Origin of the sequence: Litorivivens lipolytica (assembly GCF_014191715.1) — a bacterium.
Lineage (GTDB): Bacteria > Pseudomonadota > Gammaproteobacteria > Pseudomonadales > Spongiibacteraceae > Litorivivens > Litorivivens lipolytica.
Genome location: NZ_JACHWY010000001.1, coordinates 37,423 through 56,118, shown reverse-complemented (window position 1 = coordinate 56,118; position 18,696 = coordinate 37,423). Strand labels below are relative to the sequence as shown.

Here is an 18,696-nt window from a genome sequence, read left to right as displayed (position 1 = left end):
CCAGCCCGAATATAACAAGTCGCAAGGAGTGAGTATGAAACTGGGAATGATGCTGGGTTACTCCGGCAAGAAACTGACTATCCCGATGGATCTGATCAAGAAAGCTGAATCCCTCGGTTTTGACTCTGTATGGACAGCGGAAGCCTATGGCTCCGACGCCGTCAGCCCCGCCGCCTGGATTCTGGCCCAGACCACCAAGATTAAAGTGGGCACCTGCATCATGCAGATGCCGGCGCGCACCCCTGCCATGGCGGCGATGACTGCCAATACGCTGGATCACCTGTCTGATGGCCGTTTTCTGGTGGGCCTAGGTGCTTCCGGCCCGCAGGTGGTTGAAGGTTGGCACGGCGTGCCTTACGGCAAACCCGTCACCCGCGCCAAGGAATACATCCAGATCATGCGCAAGATCTTCGAGCGCGATGCACCGGTTGAGTTTGACGGCAAGATGTATCAAATGCCGGTGAAAGGTGAAGGCACTACCGGCCTCGGCAAGCCGCTGAAATCCATCCTGCACGGCAACACGAATATCCCTATCTATCTGGCGTCTATTACGCCAGCCGGTCTGGCCAACTCTGCGGAAGTGGCTGACGGTGTGTTCCCGGTGTTTATGATTCCCGAGAAATTCGACGTACTGAAGAAAGATCTGGACCGTGGCTTTGCCAAAAGCGGCCGCAGCATGGACAACTTCGACGTTGCTCCCACCGTGGGTGTGGTAATGGACGACAATCTCGACGGTTGCCGCTACTTCATCAAAGACTTCCTGTCCCTGTACATCGGTGGCATGGGTGCCAAGGGCAAGAACTTCTACACCGATTACGCTACCCGTCTGGGTTACGGCGATGCGGCGGAGAAGATTCAGGATCTGTATCTGGCTGGCAAGAAAGACGAGGCCCGCAATGCAGTACCAGACCAGCTTGTTGATGAAATCGCGCTGGTCGGCCCGGAAGCCCGCATTCGTGAGCGCGCTCAGGACTGGAAGGCCGCCGGCGCGCGAGGCGAGGTCGGCACTTTGCTGATCAATGCCCAGCAGCCAGAAGTGTTGCCTATTTTGGCAGATGCTCTGCTGTAAGGGCTAGATCCCACCGTCATTGCGTACCCACAACGCTTCGCGGGGCATGCTAAGCGCTAGCGAAGCAACCTCAACCAGTCTCTGCCAGATCCAAGAGATTGCTTCGTTCCTCGCAATGACGGAGTGTTTTGTCGGCGTAAGGCCCGGGAGATTGCTTCACTGACGTTCGCAATGACGGATCGCGCCACCTTCGCTATCATCCCCTTTTAGCTTTCGGAGCCCTTCCTCCAGTGACTACCGTAACTCGTCGCCTAGCACTCGCTATTCTCAATGGCTTTGACGCCTTCTTCGCGGAATACAAGAACATCACCCTCGGCGCCCAGGCACGTTTTGAAGCCGCTGACTGGCAGGCTGCCCAGATTGCCATGCGTGACCGACTGGAGCTGTGGAAGCAAAAACGTAAAATCGTCGCCGAGGCGGTCACGACGATTACCGCTGGCTGTATTTATGATCGCGAGAACTGGGAAATTGCCAAAGCGGAGTTCTCAGAGCTTATCCAACACCATCCGAACTTTGAAATTGCCCAATCTTTTTTCAATTCCATCTACTGCTATATCTTCGAGCACGAAAAGGTGCGTGATCAGCACGCCTTCGTCTCTGCGCCACAAGGCTATAAACCCGAAGGCAGCGAGCGCATAATTCATGTGTACCCATTTCGCGGTGACGGTCGCGATGTGGTTCGCGAAATGCTCGAGAACTGCCACTTCAATATTCCCTGGGAAGATCAGGAACGCGATATTGGCTACATCATGGATGTGGTCGAACGCGAATTGCTGCCCAAGCTCGACACCGAAAATTATCGGGCGCGCGCAGAAACCCTCGAGTCCCTGTTCTTCCGCAATAAGGCGGCCTATCTGGTTGGCCGAGTGGTCTGCGGCGACCAAAGCATTCCGTTTGTACTGCCCATTCAAAACAGTGGCGAGGGCTCGGTCTATGTCGACACCCTGCTCTATGATCCCGACGATATCAGTATCGTGTTCAGTTTTGCCCGCAGCTACTTTATGGTCGACGCCTCGATCCCCTCAGAATACGTGGCCTTCCTGCACAAGCTGATGCCGCACAAGGAGGTGTTCGAACTCTATAACGCCATGGGTATGCCGAAGCACGGCAAGACGGAATTCTTCCGCTTTGCGGTGGATGATACCTTGAGCAGCGATGCGCCTTACATCATCGCACCGGGTATCAAGGGTATGGTGATGCTGGTATTTACCCGCCCGGATTTCGACTACGTCTACAAGGTCATCAAGGATCGTTTTACCCCGCCCAAGGAAATGACACAGGAGCACGTAAAAGCCTGCTACAGCCTGGTAAAACGCTGGGACCGGGGCGGTCGCATGGCCGATACCCAAGAGTTCAACAACCTGGCGTTTGACCGTCGTCGTTTTTCTGACGAACTGATGGCCGAGCTGATCAAGGAAGCGCCATCAAAAATCGAAGAAAGCGGCAACGCGCTGGTGTTAAAGCACGTCTATATCGAGCGCAAGATGACGCCTCTCAACCTCTACCTGAAAGAGTGCGATGACGATCAGCTCTACAGCGTAATGGATGAATACGGCAACGCGATCAAGCAACTTGCCTCAAACAATATCTTCCCCGGCGATATGCTGCTGAAAAACTTCGGGGTAACCCGTCACGGTCGCGTCGTATTCTACGATTACGACGAAATTTGCCCGCTGCTGGACTGCAATTTCCGCTCGCTGCCGGAACCGCAAAACGACGAACAGGCCATGGCGACCCAGCCCTGGTATGAAGTTAAACCGGAAGATGTTTTTCCGGAAGAATTCCGGCTGTTTTTCTCGGGTAACCAGCGGGCCAAGAAGGTTTTTGACGAGCTGCACAGCGATCTGTACGACCCGGAGTGGTGGCAGGACTTGCAGGACAAGATTCGCAATGGTTTTGTGCCGGATCTGTTCCCTTACCGAAGAAAGCAGCGTTTTCAGCAACGCTGACATACCCTCACCCCAGCCCTCTCCCAGAGGGAGAGGGAGAGGGAGAGGGAGAGGGAGAGGGTGAGGGTGAGGGTGAGGGGGCTCCTTACAGAAGCAAGCGCCGAATATCTCCCAACACCTCATTCAAAGTGCTGAAGAATCGCCCGGCATCGGCGCCATTGATAGCGCGATGGTCATAAGAGAGCGACAAGGGCAGCATTTCCCGCGGCACAAACTCCGAACCATTCCATACCGGCTTCACCGTCAGTTTTGACACACCGAGAATCCCTACTTCCGGGGTATTCACAATGGGCGTAAAGCCGAGACCACCGATATTGCCGAGACTGGAAATGGTAAAGCAACCGCCCTGCATTTCCTGAGGCTTGAGTTTGCGATCCTTGGCCTTCGCTGCAAGTTGAGCGGTTTCTTCAGCCAACTCCCACAGGGATTTTTTGTCGACGTCGCGCACGACCGGCACCACGAGACCGGCGGGCGTATCCACCGCGATACCGATATGAACATACTGTTTAAAGACAAGCGTCTCGCCGTTGTCCGCCAGAGAAGCGTTGAACTTCGGATTGGCTTTCAATGCAGCCGCGCAGGCTTTCAGTAGGAAAGGCAGAGGAGTCATTTTCACCCCTTTCTTTTCTGCTTCCGCCTTAAGCCCCTTGCGAAAGGCTTCGAGCTCGGTGATGTCTGCGTCATCCCATTGGGTAACGTGCGGCACATTAAGCCAACTGCGATGCATATTAGCCGCAGTGAGCTTGTGCAACTTGCTAGCCGGCTCGGTAACTACGTCACCAAACTGCGCAAAATCCACTTCAGGTACCGCAGGAATACCAGCTCCGGCACTACCGTTGGCGGCAGGTGATTTGTTTTCCACCAGATTTTTGACGTAAGCCTGCAAGTCTTCTTTCAGCACGCGCCCTTTGGGACCGCTGCCAGTGACGGCTTTAATGTCGATGGAAAACTCGCGCGCCAATTTACGCACCGCCGGGCCTGCATAGACTTCGCCGCCTGGGGCCTTACTGGCCTTCTCAGCCAGAGCGGGCGTTTCCGATTTAGGCTTTTCTGCGGATTTTGGAGCGTCAGCTTTGCTGTCAGGCTCAGGCTTTGGTGCTGGCTTTTCTTCTGCTGCAGGCTTTTCTGAAGTCACACTACCCGCCACCTGCATCACCAGCAGATCATCACCCTTCTTCGCTTTCTCACCAACGCTTAAGGCAATGGATTCAACTTTTCCGCTATAGGGCGAGGGGATTTCCATGGACGCCTTGTCGGACTCCAGCACCACCAGCGAATCACCTTCGCTGATCTCATCGCCTTCCGCCACACAGACTTCAATCACATCCACTTCGTCATCGGTGCCGATATCGGGTACTGTGACGGTTTGCGAAGCGCCACTACTTTCCGCATCCGAGGCACTTTCAGGTTGAGCCTCTTCAGCGGCAGGCTTGTCCTCGGTTTTTGATTCAGCGGCAGCCGGCTCCGGTTCTGCCGATTCGTCGCTTTCGCCGGTAAGCTCGATCTCAACCAGATCATCGCCCTCGCTGATGCTCTGCCCTTCCTTCACCAAAATAGCCGTGATCTTGCCAGCCTTCGGGCAAGGCACTTCCATTGAGGCTTTATCGGATTCCAGCACCACCAGCGAGTCTTCAGCCGCAACCTCGTCACCCACGGCCACGCTGATTTCAATGACTTCCGCGCTCTCGGAACCGATATCGGGAATCTTGATAGTTTCTTTACTCACGATTCTGTCCTTAACGCTCACGCGTAGAGTGGGTTGGGTTTATCCGGGTTGATGCCCAGCTTCTGAATCGCCTTGCTGACGACAGATCTTTCAATCTCGCCCTCATCAGCCAGCGCCTTCAAGGCTGCCAAGGCAACAAAACTGCGATCAACCTCAAAGTGATGACGCAGTTTGGAGCGCGTGTCAGAACGCCCAAAGCCATCGGTCCCCAAGACCACAAAGCGCTTGTTGATATAGGGGCGAATCTGCTCACCGTAGGATTTGATGTAATCCGTCGCGCAGATTACCGGCCCATCGCGGCCGTCCAACATCTGCGACACATAAGGCACCTGTGCCTCTTCATCCGGATGCATCAGGTTAAAGCGCTCGCAATTCGCGCCATCGCGCTGTAGCTGGTTAATGCTGGTTGCACTCCACACATCAGCGGCTACGCCGTAGTCGGCGAGGATTTCAACCGCCGCTTCCACTTCGCGCAAAATCGTGCCGGAGCCCATCAACTGAACTTTGTGCTTGGCCTTCTTCTGCTTGCTTTCGCTGAGCAGATAGAGCCCCTTGATAATGCCCTCTTCACAACCCTTTGGCATTTCCGGGTGATGATAGTTTTCATTCATCAGCGTGACGTAATAGAACACGTTTTCCTTGTCCTGATACATCCGCTTCATGCCATCTTGCAGAATGACAGTCAGCTCGTGGGCGTAGGTCGGATCATAGGACAAACAGTTGGGGATCATATTCGCCATCAGATGGCTGTGACCGTCCTGATGCTGCAGACCTTCACCGTTGAGCGTCGTTCGCCCGGAGGTCGCGCCCATCAGAAAGCCGCGCGCTTGGGAATCACCCGCTGCCCAGGCCAAATCCATAATCCGCTGAAAGCCGAACATGGAATAGAAAATATAAAACGGAATCATCGGCAGACCGTGATTCGAGTAGGAGGTTGCCGCTGCCAGCCAGGCGGAGAAGGCACCGGCTTCGTTAATCCCCTCTTCCAGAATCTGACCGCTTTTGTCTTCCTTGTAGTACATGATCTGGTCAGCGTCATGAGGCGTGTAGCGCTGGCCCTGTGAGGAGTAAATACCGAGCTGACGGAACATGCCTTCCATACCAAAGGTGCGCGCCTCATCGGGAACGATAGGCACAACCACCTTGCCCACGCCTTTGTGTTTCACCAAAGACGACAGGGTTCGAACAAAAGACATGGTGGTGGAAATTTCGCGCTTGCCACTGCCCTTGAGCTGGCCGTTGAGATCCTCCAACGTCGGCACCTGCAGCGCGTCGAAATCCGCCTTGCGCGCCGGCAGATAACCGCCAAGCTCCTGACGGCGCTTGCGCATATAGACCATTTCCGGACTGTCTTCCGCCGGGCGGTAGTACGGCACTTCTTTTAGTTCCGCATCGGAAATGGGTACAGCGAAGCGATCGCGGAATTTTTTCAGGCTTTCCAGATCGAGCTTTTTAACTCCGTGGGTTTCATTCTGGGCTTCACCGCCCTTGCCCATGCCATAGCCTTTTACGGTCATGGCAAGCACAACGGTAGGCTGACCTTTATGTTCCACCGCATTGGCGTAGGCCGCGTAAACTTTGTAAGGATCGTGGCCACCACGATTGAGGTACATGATGTCGTCGTCCGACAGATCCTTCACCATCTCCAGCAACTCAGGGTATTTGCCGAAGAAATGCTCGCGGGTATAGGCGCCACCATTGGCCTTGTAGTTCTGCAGCTCGCCGTCGCAAACTTCATTCATGCGACGCTTGAGGAAGCCGTCTTTGTCTTTTTCCAGCAGTGGATCCCAATGCCGCCCCCAAATCACCTTGTTGACGTTCCAGCCGGCACCGCGGAATACACCTTCCAATTCCTGAATAATTTTGCCGTTGCCGCGCACCGGCCCATCCAGACGCTGCAGGTTACAGTTCACAACAAAAATCAGGTTATCCAGCTGCTCGCGCCCTGCCAGCGCAATCGCGCCCAAGGATTCCGGCTCATCACATTCACCGTCACCGAGGAAGCACCAGACCTTGCGGTCGCCCTGCTCTACCAGGCTTCGACTTTCCTGATACTTCATCACATGAGCCTGATAAATCGCCTGGATCGGGCCAAGGCCCATGCTCACGGTCGGGAACTGCCAGTAGTCGGGCATCAGCCACGGGTGGGGGTAGGACGATAGACCATCGCCATCGACTTCACGGCGGAAGTTATCGAGCTGGTCTTCGTTGAGTCGCCCTTCGAGATAGGAACGGGCATACATGCCGGGAGCGCTGTGCCCCTGATAGTAAATCAGGTCCGGTTTATCACCGCCGCGGAAGAAATAATTAAAGCCAACGTCATAGAGCGTTGCGGCAGAAGAGAAAGACGAGATGTGGCCACCCAGACCTTCGTTGTTGTCGTTGGCGCGCATCACCATCGCCAGCGCATTCCAGCGAATCAGAGAGCGAATACGACGCTCCATAAACAGGTCGCCGGGCATTCGCTTTTCAGCGGTGGGTTCAATGGTATTGCGAAAGGGCGTGGTAATGGCCGGGGGAAGTTTGGTGCCTTGCTGGGCCGCATGGCGCACCAGCATCTTCAGCAAGTAAGCGGCTCTCGCCTTGCCTTGGTGGCGCAATACCCCGTCAAGCGCATCCAGCCATTCTTCCGTTTCCTGGGGGTCTAAATCGTCGCGCAGTTGCTCGCGCAGTTCTTCAAGCTCTTGCAGCATGAAACCGTCCTTCCATCGAGTGTCAGTGTGATGGGTCGCCTTAGACCCATTGTGGCCTGTGTAACCACCTTCTGCACCTTCGATTTCGCGACGCGCGGGAATCCGCCGTCAGACGACTGAATGGTTGCCTGAGTGAAGGTAATCACCTGGCCAGCTTGCGGGTTATCGCCTTGTGGGCTGATACACGCGTTTTGTTTGTGTTCGAATTCGTGATGACCGAAAACGTTTTGTTCATATACAAAAACGGGCCGGTCAGGCCCGTGATACATGTAAAAATTTTACAGTGAATTCAGAAACATGCAAGTGCAATAACGGCCACCCAGAGTAGTCACCGCTAACATCTGATTTTACAAGCGCTTACCAAGAACACCCAACTACAAGCTTTGTAGCAATACTACAAATCAGTGTTTCAGCGGCGGGTGCTCGTATAAAAAGAACTGCCGCTTGCGCCCCACTTGCCCGGGCCCATCCAGTTTCTGAACGCCCAGATTTTTCTCTCCGCGCGCGCCACCGGCCTGCAACCACAAGGAGCGACGAGAGTCTTCCTCAAGAATGGCCAGCAATTCGCGCTTCCAGGTATCAAAGCCCATCTGATCAAGCACATCCACCAGCTGCTCACGACTGTTAAAGCTGGTGTAACCATCCATCAGATCTCGCCAGAATTGATCACCCGCCTCCCACAGATTGCGCGGCTGCTCCAGCAGCTTCACCCGCAGCGCCTTACGGTTGCGCTCGTAGGTCTGCTCGTCAATCCCGCTCTCTTGCCAGTTATCAAGGAAAGCACGGAAGCGTTTCTGCAAATCGGCGGTATCGGTCACCGGAGACTGCACCACAAAATAGAGCGCAGGTACCTCGCGCACGGGGTAGGCGCCACCATAAACCACGTAACCCAGTTGATCGCGGGTACGCAGTTCATTGAAGAAAGCCGGCCCGATCATCTGCCCGGCAATACCCATAACAATGCGGGCACGGTGCCCGGGGTTTGGCGCCTGCAGATACCAGAGCAGCGCCGAGTCATTGTGCTCAAGCGAATAACTTTCACCAAAGTTACCTTCTGGAATCCGGCGCACCTGTTCAGGCTGGGCGTCTGGCACTCTGTCGCCCAGCAGGAAGTCGGCAGCGACACGGGCAAATTGACGGGCATCACTTTCGCTGTAATTACCATGTGCCATCAGATAGAGCTGCGTGGCCGACATGACTTCGCGGCTGTAGGCTTTCACTTCCTTCATACCCAGTGACTGCACCGCCTGCAAACGCTGCTCGGTAGTAAAACGGAAGCGCTGTAGCTGCTGGGATAGCGCACTGGAAAGGTAGCGATAAGGGTCTGCATGGCGCTGGTTTTCCAGATCGCGAATGTAATCCATCTTCACTCGCAGGAAGCGCACCTCATCCCACTCAGGGTTAGCAAGCCGGCTGGCGAGACTGTCGAGCAACATGCCCTGCTTGTCGTTAAACCCACGTAACTCCAGACCGATTCCATCCCAGCGAGCCTGCAGGCTGTAATCCAGACCAGCCAGTTGAGCGGAATAGGCAAACGCATTCAATTCATCACGCACCATGCGCACCCAAAGCTCGGCTGCGGCCTGCCGAGTCGCATCGCTGCTGGCGCTCGGTGAGCGGATCAATACATTCAAATTGCCTTTTGGCAGAGAAAATCGCTTGTCGAGCATATGCCAGACACCGATCCGGCCGGTGCTCACCACCTGGCGGGGCACCTCACTGCCTTCACCACTCTTGATCGACAAATCACTGGCGATAAAAGGATTGGGCTTGGGCAGCGCCAAACCGGCAACGCCGGCGCGAACCTTCCAACGCTCCAGCTCTGCGGCGGTGGGCGGGGTTACCTTATAGGAAACATTGTAGAGCTCCGACGTTTTTTCACCTTCAAGCTCCGGCCGAGTTATCGCAATAATGGCTTTATCGGGAGTCATTGCATTGACCAGATCCTGAATCAGGTCCGGATCAAAATCCGTCATTGCATAGTCGCCGCGAATCAGATCGGAAGGCGAAAAGTAATGAAGATTATTTGCAAGCTGGCTGACCTCGTGGATTTCACTGGGTCGCGTGCGAAAATCAAACTGCAGGCGCGCAATGTCGGTCAGCTCCTGAAAGCGCCACTGTGCCACGCCTTCGCTTTGAATCAGCGCGATCGCCTCAAAAACCATATCGGTCACGGTATCCACCGCCGCCATACCGGCAGGCGTCAGTTCAATACTGATATTGAACACGCTACCACCGTGGTATTGGAATCCGGCACCGGCGCGCAGCCCTTCAGCCCAGCCATTTTTCTTTAAAACATACAGCAGACTACCCTCGCCTTCGTGTCCCAGCAGATGACCGAGATAGTTCAAAGGTTTTTTGTGGTATTGCGCGCGAACATCCGGCAATTCAAAACTCACCGACAGCTCTCGCATTTCACGGCGCGGTTTCAGTTCAAAGCGCAGCGGTGTTTCCTCAACCAATGGCACTTTGATCTCTGAATCGCTCAGCTTGCGGTTTTCTATTTCCGAAAAGCGGTCGACTACCATCGCCTGCAACTCATCCAGATTTTCACGACCGATCACGACCAAGCCCATGCGGTTGGCTGAATAGTGGTCCTCATAGAAATCCAGCAGATCCTGCCGCAAGGCCTCCTCACCGCGCCCACCCAACAGCGTCGACAGATTGCCTACCGTAAATTTCGTAAAGGGGTGGTCCGAATTGGCGAGCTCCTTGAAGACATCCAGCGCCCTGCGATAGTCATTTTGAATTCGCGCCTGATATTCAGAATTCACCGCGTTGACTTCACGACCAACAAACTCCGCGTTAAACAGGGGTGCGGAGAAAAACTGGGCAAAGCGATCCAAGGCTTCGTCGAGATGGGCGGCCCCAATATCAAAAAAGTAGTTGGTGTGCTCGAAGGAGGTATAGGCGTTGTGAGAGCCGCCGTGGGACGAAATAAAGGATTGATACTCCCCCGCATCCGGGTATTTTTCAGTCCCCAGGAAGAGCATGTGCTCAAGAAAATGCGCTAGTCCTTGCCGGTCTCGCGGATCATGTCGACTGCCGACATTGATATCCAGCGCGGCGGCAGCTTTATCGATGGACGGATCAGAAATCAGCACGACCTGCAGATCATTATCGAGCCGCAGATAGCGCACATCGCGACTATCGGTTTGCGGCAGAACGATATTGTTGTCAGGTTTTGCACCGCAGGCGGTCAGTACGACCAGTAAACACAACAGTGACCAGCGCAGTGGCGATTTCATCATCGACTAACGTCTCCCATAATTGATGAGCTATTCGGTGTTGGCCAGGCATTGAGAATGGCTTTTACAAGCGTCGCCAGCGGAATGGCAAAGAACACGCCCCACAGCCCCCACACACCACCGAACACCAGTACCGACAGAATGATGGCGACTGGGTGCATATTGACGACTTCAGAGAACAGCAAGGGCACAAGCACATTGCCATCCAGCCCCTGAATAATGCCGTAAACCAGCAACAGGGTATAAAACTCCGAGCCCACGCCCCACTGCAGGTAGCCGACTATCACGACCGGTATGGTGACCACGGCGGCGCCAATATAGGGAATGACCACCGACAAGCCCACCAGCAAGGCCAGCAGAGCCGCATAGTTCAGGTCCAGCCAGATAAAGCTGATATAGGTCGCCACGCCAACAATAACGATCTCAATACCCTTGCCGCGTACGTAATTCGCGACCTGATCGTTCATCTCAAGCCAGATTTTCGCCATTAGCGGGCGACGATGCGGCAGGAAATGTTTGAGCCAGCCAAGAATGAGGTCTTTGTCTTTGAGAAAGAAGAAAACCAGAATCGGCACCAGCACCAGATAAATCAGCACACCGACGAGGTTTGGAATCTGACCGATAGAAAACGACACCACCTGCTGGCCGAGCTTGCCGACTTCCACCCCTGCCACACCAATCAGCTCCCTGACTTGAGCTTCAGAAACCAGATCAGAGCGCTCCGGTAATTGCATCAACGCTTTCTGCAGTTCGCGGAGCAGCAACGGCAACTCCTGAACCAAGCTGGTGAGCTGATTCCAGACCAGCGGCATCAGGCCGAAGATAAAACCGAAGAACAGACTCATGAACAGCAGATAGGCGACGGTGATCGCCACCCAACGCGGCACGCGCCAGCGCGTCATCTGGGCGATGACACCCTGCATCATGAAAGCAAAAACCAGTGAGGCAATAACCGGCGCCAGAACATGTCCGAGGGTAATGATCAGCACCAGCGCCGCGATTATCAGCAGCAAAAGTACAACGGTTTCTTCTTCGGCGAACAGCCGGTCAACCCAATTGCGTATGATGCGCAGCATGCCTTTTGTCCTGATCAGGATTTTTCAAGAATATAACGGTACTCGCCGTCCTGCTCTTCTGACAGCAGCAGTGCGTGTCCACTCTGCTCTGAGAATACCGTGAAGTCGCGTACAGAACCGGCATCGGTTGCCAGCACTTCAAGGCGCTCGCCGCTGGCCATGCGATTCAGTGCCTGTTTGGCTTTTAACAGTGGCAGCGGGCAATCCAATCCGCGCGCATCCACACTGACATCACAAGGCTTGTTCATCTGATACTCTCTACGACTCACACCAACAACAGCGAGAAGTATACCGACACAACCCAAGCGCGCCCAGCGCGCCCGGCGTGGCGCCGCACTCAGTTTGGCACTTTTTACGATTCCGAAGGTCTGAACAGTTCAGCCTTGTTTTCGGTACTGACAAGGCGATAAAGTTCCCTATCATCTGCTGAGTAGCAAGAATCTCGTGGTTAAAGCACTTCTTCTTATCCTCATATCCCTGTCGTCGCTGGCGCTCTCTACCCCGTCGAGCTATGCGCAGACAGCGTATGCAGCGAGCAACGGTGCCAGCAGCGATGCCTATAACCTGCCCGAACTTGGCGACGGCAGCTCCAGTCAATTCAGTCTGGAGCAAGAACATGAACTGGGACGAGTCTGGCTCAAGGCCTTTCGCAGCCAGGTAACAACGGTTTCTGATCCGCTGATGCAGGATTACATCGAAAACCTGACCTATCAGCTCGCGCGGCACAGCCAGCTCAGCGACAAACGACTGGAGCTGGTGATTGTCGACAGCCCTGAGCTCAACGCCTTTGCCGTACCCGGCGGCGTGGTCGGTATAAACAACGGCCTACTGACCTATGCGGAGAACGAATCTCAGTTGGCGGGTGTACTCAGTCACGAACTGGCTCACCTGAGCCAACGCCACTTCGCTCGATCCCTCGACAAACAGAAAGCCGGCAACCTGTCGATGATGGCAGGTCTACTGGCGGGTATCGTGCTTGCAGCAACAACCGGCAGCGATGCAGGTATGGCTGCAATTGCAACGGGACAGGCCGCCGCCATGCAATCGCAATTGCGATTCAGCCGTGAACACGAACAGGAAGCCGACCGCATCGGTATGACAACCCTGGCCAAAGCTGGCATGGATCCGGGTGGCATACCCAGCATGTTCGAAATTATGAATCGGCGCCTGCGCTTTAACAGCAACAAGCCACCGGAATTTCTGCTGACTCACCCTCTGACCGACTCACGGATCAGCGACAGTGAAAACCGCGCCCGCCAGTACCCCCGCGAGGTGTACACTGACAGCCTTAATTTCCAACTGATGAAAAAGCGCGCCGAGCTGTCTCTGGCCGGAAACAAGCGCGAGCTGCTGACCCAATGGCAGCACAATCTGGAAAAATCACCCAGCGAAGCCAATACCTATGGTGTCGTCATTGCGCTGATGGCCAATGACTCGTGGGATGAAGCCGATCGCACGCTGAAACCGCTAATCGAGGAAGACCCTAACCGCATCACCTATGTGGTGGCTCAAGCCAATATTCTGGCGGGGAAAAAAGCATTTTCAGAATCCGCAAATCTGCTGCGCAAACATCTGGATCTGAACCCAGGCAATAACGCCCTGACCATGACACTGGCCGACGTGCTGCAGCGTATGGGTCGCCCCCACCAAGCTGAAGAATTGTTAAGCGACCACAGCAAGCGACGCCCGGAAGACCCGGCACTGTGGTATCAATTGGCTGAAGTACACGGCCTGTCCGGCAATATTCTCGGGGTGCATATGGCGCGGGCCGAGTATTTTATTCTGCGGGGTTATCTGGATAGCGCCGAGAAGCAACTGCACTACGCTTGGCCACTCACCGAAAACAACAATGTCGCCCGCCACCGAGTGCGCAAGCGCTTAAAGGATTTACAGGAACTACGGGAAACACTGAAGAAGTTTTGAGAGCGACGGTGGTGAGTTCTACCGCCAACAGCCACTGTAATTGCTTGCACACAACACTTCGCGGGCATGGCAATTAATCTTCATCAACATGTCAGCGACAGGTCGAGATCACCGCGTCGCTGTGCTCCTCGTGATGACTGAGGGTTTTATCAACATCCGCCTTATAGCCGCCGTCATTGCGAGTGTAGCGAAGCAATCTCCCTAAGCACTCTGCCAAAGGATTGATATTGCTTCGCTATGCTTATCGCGCCCCACGAAGTGCTGTGGCTACGCAATGACGCCGGGGATATAAACCAAGGCGGCGAATCAAAGATTCTTACTGGCAAAATCCAGCATGCGGTCCAGCGGCACCAGCGCTTTTTCAATCAGCGCCGGCTCAACAAAGACTTCATTCAAGCCTTTATCCAAAGCCTCGGCCAGATTATCCAGCGCATTCATGGCCATCCACGGGCAGTTGGCGCAGCTGCGACAAGTCGCCCCATTACCCGCAGTCGGCGCAACCAGAAATTCCTTGTCCGGCACCAGCTGCTGCAACTTGTAGAAAATGCCCTGATCCGTCGCCACGATAAAGCGCTCGTTGGGCAGTTCGCGGGCCGCGTTGATGATCTGGGTCGTTGAGCCCACCACATCCGCCAGCTCTACTACCGAGGCCGGAGATTCCGGGTGAACCAACACCGCGGCGTCTGGGTAGACGGCCTTCAGATCCATCAACCCCTTGGCCTTGAACTCGTCGTGAACGATACAGGCGCCATCCCACAACAGCACATCGGCACCGGTTTCCTTCTGCACATAGCTGCCAAGATGCTTGTCCGGGGCCCAGAGAATTTTCTGGCCTTGGGAATCGAGGTAGTCCACCACTTTCAGGGCAATACTCGACGTCACAACCCAGTCAGCACGGGCTTTAACGGCCGCAGAGGTATTCGCATACACCACCACCGTACGGTCCGGGTGGTGATCACAGAAAGCGGAAAATTCATCGGCGGGACAGCCGATATCGAGTGAACAGGTCGCTTCAAGGGTAGGCATCAGCACGCGCTTGTCCGGCGACAGGATCTTGGCTGTCTCTCCCATGAACTTGACGCCAGCGACGACCAGCGTGGACGCAGGATGATCACGTCCGAAGCGGGCCATCTCCAGCGAGTCAGACACGCAGCCACCGGTCTCTTCGGCCAAGGCCTGAATTTCCGGATCGGTGTAGTAATGCGCCACCAGAACAGCGTCACGCGCCTGTAATAGTGCCTTGATACGCTCAATCTGTTCGTCGCGATTGGCACTCGACTCGGTCGTCTCAGCATCGAGACTATCCAGATGATCGCGCACCCACTGCTGTTGAGGAGTTACCTGCTGCTCCATACAACCCAACCCGTTGTTACAACCTAGCGCGCTAGTTTATCAGGAAAGTTTCTTGGCTGGCAGCCTCGCGGGCAGACGCCGGGCTGGCGTCAGCTCAGCCCAGACCCGGCAATGACGGCAAGGGCAGGCCCGGCTCAGAAGGCTCTTCTTCGCTAGACTGCAGGGCAAGATACGCACTCCGAACATCCGAACCCGTGGCAAAATTCTGCAAATTCGGGAAAAGGTCCGACATATTGTCATCCTCAACCCCAAACCAGCTGCACAGAGTGGCCAGATATTGATCAACCGAGGTGGTCGGAATCAAGCGCCCACGGCCATTGCGCTGGGCGGTATCGCTCTCGCCGCTCAAAGTGAGATCGGGCCAGTCACCCAGCACGCGCCCCCCGTCCATACCACCGCCCAGCAGGATATTGTTGCCCGCCCAGGCGTGATCAGTGCCATCACCGTTATTACCCAAGGTTCGCCCGAAATCGGACAGTGTACCGACCATCACCTGATCGGCCAGCCCGAGATGGTCCATTGCCGTAGTGAAATCGCTCAGAGCGAGACTCAATTCGCGTAACAACAGGGGGTGTTTCGAGGTCAGTGCGGAGTGATTATCGAATCCGCCTATCCCTACATAAAAGATTTGCCGGTTGAGACCAAGCGACTCCGTCGACAACTTGATCATGCGAGCAACGGCTTTCAGCCCCCGCAACGCTTGCCCCGACAGGCGACCCTGTAGATTTAAGGAATCCTCCCCCGTCGCATCTTCGTCATCGGGGTTCGAAAACAGCTTTTGACCATAGGAATTATTCAAGTCATCGAATGCAGCTGCGGTTTCCGCGAACTGCTCGGAGATAATATCCGACAGATCCGCCGTCTTGCGATTGGCCGCGTGCAAAACACGGCGAATGGGATGATCGCCATCAACGCCTTCGTTCAAAGAACGAAAAACATCGACGTTGAAATTGCCCGTAAAAAGCCGCTGCGCATTAGGCGACATTACAGCAGCACTGCTGAAACTGCCCGTTTGTAGCCGGCTATTGCCACTGAACGATACATTCAGACCCAGTGGCGAACCACCGTTCACACCCGACAGCTGGTGGACCTCCCACAGATCAGCCAAACGCCCCGCCCAACCATTGGCGCTGAGATTATCAGCCCAGCCCGTTTCCATCGCCCTTGTTTGATGATTATGGGCATAGAGAAACGGCGGAAGCGGAGTCGAGTGCAGCTCTTCTTTAACCACAGGCTGAATCAGGCTTCCGACATTGGCCACCACCGCTGCGCGCTTATCCGCATAAAGCTGAGCCAGCTCGGGCATCAGCGCATTAAAGCCAACGCCATCAAACTGATAAAGACCGTTGAGGTATTTCTGGGCATCGGTCATCAGGCCGGGGGCGTCATAGGGATTGCCCGAGTTTTTTAGATCCCGGCCAGGATTCCGGATGACATCACTTATCGCGACTGAACCGCGGCTGGCCGCATAGGTATCGTGACTGCTGGTGCCCGTGCCACGTGGCACCGTCATATTAAAGGCGTCGTTACCCCCGTAGAGGTACACAATCACCAGCGCCTTATAGTCGTCAAAGGCGGGAGCCGCTGCCCGGGCCAGCCCGGAATATAGCGTGCCGACACCGCCAGTCGCGGCCAGCGCGCTACCACCGAGCAGAGTCTGTAAAAAGTTTCGACGATTCATCTCGGTCATGCTCAGTTCCTCGCCAGGTAGTCAGGAGATAGCGCGATGTACTGCACCATGTAATTCACGATTTTATGAACACGCTCACTCTCGCTGCCCCAGCGAAAACGGGAGTCGGTATCGAAGTAGTCAATCAGCGCCGCGCGTTCGGTGTCGGGAATAACCTGGTTGCCGAGCAACAGCAGCTCCAGTGTTGCCAAGGTTGCACTAATGGCGCGCTGACGAGCGGTGCGACGACTGGCATCCTGATCGCTGCTGTCGAGCCCCTCGTAAACGCCATCCTTGACCCCATCCAGAGCCACATCGAAGGTTTCCAGCATGGGGCTATAGTCCACCAGCACAATTTGATCCCGATTCATCCAACTGTCGGTATCCGCCACAAACTGCTCGATGCTGCCGGACTTTGCGATCAGCCGATTCACCTCCAGCAAGCTATTGTTATCCGTCTGCAACAGGGCCTGCATACCCGCAATATTGGCCGGGGTACGCAATTGCAATTCGGGCAACACCAGTGCTCGCCCATCGGCCCCGTCGTGATAAAAAGCATCCTGCGGCACAAAATCCGGGCTGTAGAAATTGAACACTGACGGCGAACGCAGTGCGGCCTGCCCCAGATCCCAGGCAAAATCCGAACGGAAGTAATAGGCGCCATTTACTGCCGGCGTGCTGCCTTCGACTTTATTGTTGTACCAACCGTCGAGTGGCCGCGCGGAAAAGGCGCGCAGCAACCCCGTATAAGCCAACAGAGGTTCGGCGACTTTGCCACGCTGCGGCTGCCGGGCCTGATTTTCATCTCGCGCTTCCGGGTCCAGCAGGATGGCGCGGACGACAGCTTTCAAATCACCGCGTTCACCAAAGCCATTATTTTCAAAAACGCTGGCAACTCGCTCTACATAGGCAGGAGAGGGATTGGAAGAGACCAGTCGCTGAATCAGCTGACGGGATATAAAAGGCGCGGTATTGGCGTGCTGGAATAATATATCGAGCGCGGCATCCAGATCCGCACCTTCCGCCAGCCCTTGTGCAATCACCTGCCCCAACACGCGCTTTTCTTCGGATTCGTGCTGGTCGGCGTTAAATTCCATAGGGTGAATCAAGCTGCCTTCGTCATGTCGAATACGGCCGTAATTGTCACCGTTAAACTGCAGGTCCCAACCGGTCATGACCTTCGACAGCTCTTCAATATCGTCCTGAGTGTAGGTCGGAACCAGCTGACCGTTCGCATCTGTTTTTGGCGTGCTATCCAGATTGAGCTGGTATAGGCCGATGGTGAACAGTTGCATCAATTCGCGGGCAAAGTTTTCATCGGGCTTGGTCAGCCCACCGTCCGCTTTGCGGTTGCCTTGATGGGACAGATAAATCCCCATTGCCGGGCTGCGTGCCACATCGCCGATCAGTTCGCGGAAATTACCGAAGGCATGGCTGGCCAGAATATCGAAGTAGTGCGCCAACGCTTCCGCACGATCATCCAGCGGCGCCTCCGAGTGAGACACCACCAGAATCTGGCTGAGCGCGTAAGCCACTCGCTGACGAAGTTGGTCCGGTGCCTGCAAAGCATTCTCGAACCAGGCACTGTTCTGGTAGTGAAGGCTATAACGCGATGCGGCGCCGCTGAACACTGGCTCGCCGGCAGCGGCCGCCAGATTGTCCGGATACCAGTCCGCATCCGGCTCCAATGCAACGGCAAGCTCAATCATTCTCTGCAGGTGCGAAAGGCGGTCATCGCTCGGATCGTCATAGGCGGAAGGCGCGTTAAGTTGTGCGTCGACCCAGGCCTCTATTCCCTGCCGACGAATATCTGAAACCAGCGCGGTGCTGGGGCCGAAACTCGCCTGTCGCGCCAGGCGAAAGGCCTCAAACAGTTCCGGGGGCGGTGCGGGGCTGGTTTCACTCACCAGCGGCGGCGGAGTGCTGCTGGAATCGCTATTACAGGCAGAGAGCAAAGCCACAGACAGAACCATGGCCGTACACCGTATCG

General features: G+C 55.3%; 11 protein-coding genes. 3 read left to right on the top strand and 8 right to left on the bottom strand.

Annotated elements, in window-relative coordinates:
* The first annotated feature begins 34 nt into the window (after positions 1 to 34).
* Positions 35 to 1,069: an LLM class F420-dependent oxidoreductase gene (locus tag FHR99_RS00235; RefSeq protein WP_183408537.1), complete on the top strand. Its 1,035-nt coding sequence runs from the start codon at positions 35 to 37 to the stop codon at positions 1,067 to 1,069.
* Between the two features lie 230 nt (positions 1,070 to 1,299).
* A complete protein-coding gene (aceK, locus tag FHR99_RS00230; protein WP_183408536.1) occupies positions 1,300 to 3,018 on the top strand; it encodes a bifunctional isocitrate dehydrogenase kinase/phosphatase in 1,719 nt (572 codons plus the stop codon).
* An 85-nt stretch (positions 3,019 to 3,103) separates the two neighbouring features.
* Here aceK and aceF read toward each other — a convergent pair whose 3' ends face one another.
* The 5 genes from aceF to FHR99_RS00205 all read right to left on the bottom strand — a co-directional run bounded on the left by aceF (position 3,104) and on the right by FHR99_RS00205 (position 12,009).
* On the bottom strand, positions 3,104 to 4,744 hold the full coding sequence (aceF, locus tag FHR99_RS00225; protein WP_183408535.1) for a dihydrolipoyllysine-residue acetyltransferase: 1,641 nt from the start codon (positions 4,742 to 4,744) through the stop codon (positions 3,104 to 3,106).
* A gap of 17 nt (positions 4,745 to 4,761) precedes the next feature.
* Positions 4,762 to 7,437, bottom strand: a complete 2,676-nt coding sequence (gene aceE, locus FHR99_RS00220; RefSeq protein ID WP_425488587.1) for a pyruvate dehydrogenase (acetyl-transferring), homodimeric type — start codon at positions 7,435 to 7,437, stop codon at positions 4,762 to 4,764.
* Positions 7,438 to 7,838: 401 nt separating this feature from the next.
* Positions 7,839 to 10,688 carry an insulinase family protein gene (locus tag FHR99_RS00215; RefSeq protein WP_183408534.1) on the bottom strand — a complete coding sequence of 950 codons (2,850 nt, stop codon included), beginning with the start codon at positions 10,686 to 10,688 and terminating at the stop codon, positions 7,839 to 7,841.
* Positions 10,685 to 11,761 (bottom strand): AI-2E family transporter, encoded by a 1,077-nt coding sequence (locus FHR99_RS00210; RefSeq protein WP_183408533.1) that lies wholly within the window; start codon positions 11,759 to 11,761, stop codon positions 10,685 to 10,687. The genes FHR99_RS00215 and FHR99_RS00210 overlap by 4 nt, the downstream gene beginning before the upstream one ends.
* A 14-nt stretch (positions 11,762 to 11,775) precedes the next feature.
* Positions 11,776 to 12,009 carry a sulfurtransferase TusA family protein gene (locus tag FHR99_RS00205; RefSeq protein WP_183408532.1) on the bottom strand — a complete coding sequence of 78 codons (234 nt, stop codon included), beginning with the start codon at positions 12,007 to 12,009 and terminating at the stop codon, positions 11,776 to 11,778.
* Positions 12,010 to 12,205: 196 nt separating this feature from the next.
* Here FHR99_RS00205 and FHR99_RS00200 point away from each other — a divergent pair, with 196 nt between their 5' ends.
* Positions 12,206 to 13,684 (top strand): M48 family metalloprotease, encoded by a 1,479-nt coding sequence (locus tag FHR99_RS00200; RefSeq protein ID WP_183408531.1) that lies wholly within the window; start codon positions 12,206 to 12,208, stop codon positions 13,682 to 13,684.
* Between the two features lie 306 nt (positions 13,685 to 13,990).
* On the opposite strand, the gene nadA is transcribed toward FHR99_RS00200, so the two are convergent.
* The 3 genes from nadA to FHR99_RS00185 form a co-directional block, all read right to left on the bottom strand.
* Positions 13,991 to 15,037, bottom strand: a complete 1,047-nt coding sequence (gene nadA, locus FHR99_RS00195; protein ID WP_183408530.1) for a quinolinate synthase NadA — start codon at positions 15,035 to 15,037, stop codon at positions 13,991 to 13,993.
* A 94-nt stretch (positions 15,038 to 15,131) separates the two neighbouring features.
* Positions 15,132 to 16,727 carry a DUF1501 domain-containing protein gene (locus FHR99_RS00190; RefSeq protein WP_183408529.1) on the bottom strand — a complete coding sequence of 532 codons (1,596 nt, stop codon included), beginning with the start codon at positions 16,725 to 16,727 and terminating at the stop codon, positions 15,132 to 15,134.
* Between the two features lie 2 nt (positions 16,728 to 16,729).
* Entirely contained in the window at positions 16,730 to 18,679 is a 1,950-nt protein-coding gene (locus tag FHR99_RS00185) for a DUF1800 domain-containing protein (protein WP_183408528.1), read from the bottom strand.
* Positions 18,680 to 18,696: the final 17 nt, after the last annotated feature.

Excerpts from the sequence above, each read along its gene's own strand:
- FHR99_RS00235 (WP_183408537.1), top strand. The coding sequence starts at position 35 with ATGAAACTGGGAATGATGCTGGGTTACTCCGGCAAGAAACTGACTATC.
- aceE (WP_425488587.1), bottom strand. The coding sequence starts at position 7,437 with ATGCTGCAAGAGCTTGAAGAACTGCGCGAGCAACTGCGCGACGATTTA.
- FHR99_RS00210 (WP_183408533.1), bottom strand. The coding sequence starts at position 11,761 with ATGCTGCGCATCATACGCAATTGGGTTGACCGGCTGTTCGCCGAAGAA.
- FHR99_RS00185 (WP_183408528.1), bottom strand. The coding sequence starts at position 18,679 with ATGGTTCTGTCTGTGGCTTTGCTCTCTGCCTGTAATAGCGATTCCAGC.
- nadA (WP_183408530.1), bottom strand. The coding sequence starts at position 15,037 with ATGGAGCAGCAGGTAACTCCTCAACAGCAGTGGGTGCGCGATCATCTG.
- FHR99_RS00190 (WP_183408529.1), bottom strand. The coding sequence starts at position 16,727 with ATGACCGAGATGAATCGTCGAAACTTTTTACAGACTCTGCTCGGTGGT.
- FHR99_RS00215 (WP_183408534.1), bottom strand. The coding sequence starts at position 10,688 with ATGATGAAATCGCCACTGCGCTGGTCACTGTTGTGTTTACTGGTCGTA.
- FHR99_RS00205 (WP_183408532.1), bottom strand. The coding sequence starts at position 12,009 with ATGAACAAGCCTTGTGATGTCAGTGTGGATGCGCGCGGATTGGATTGC.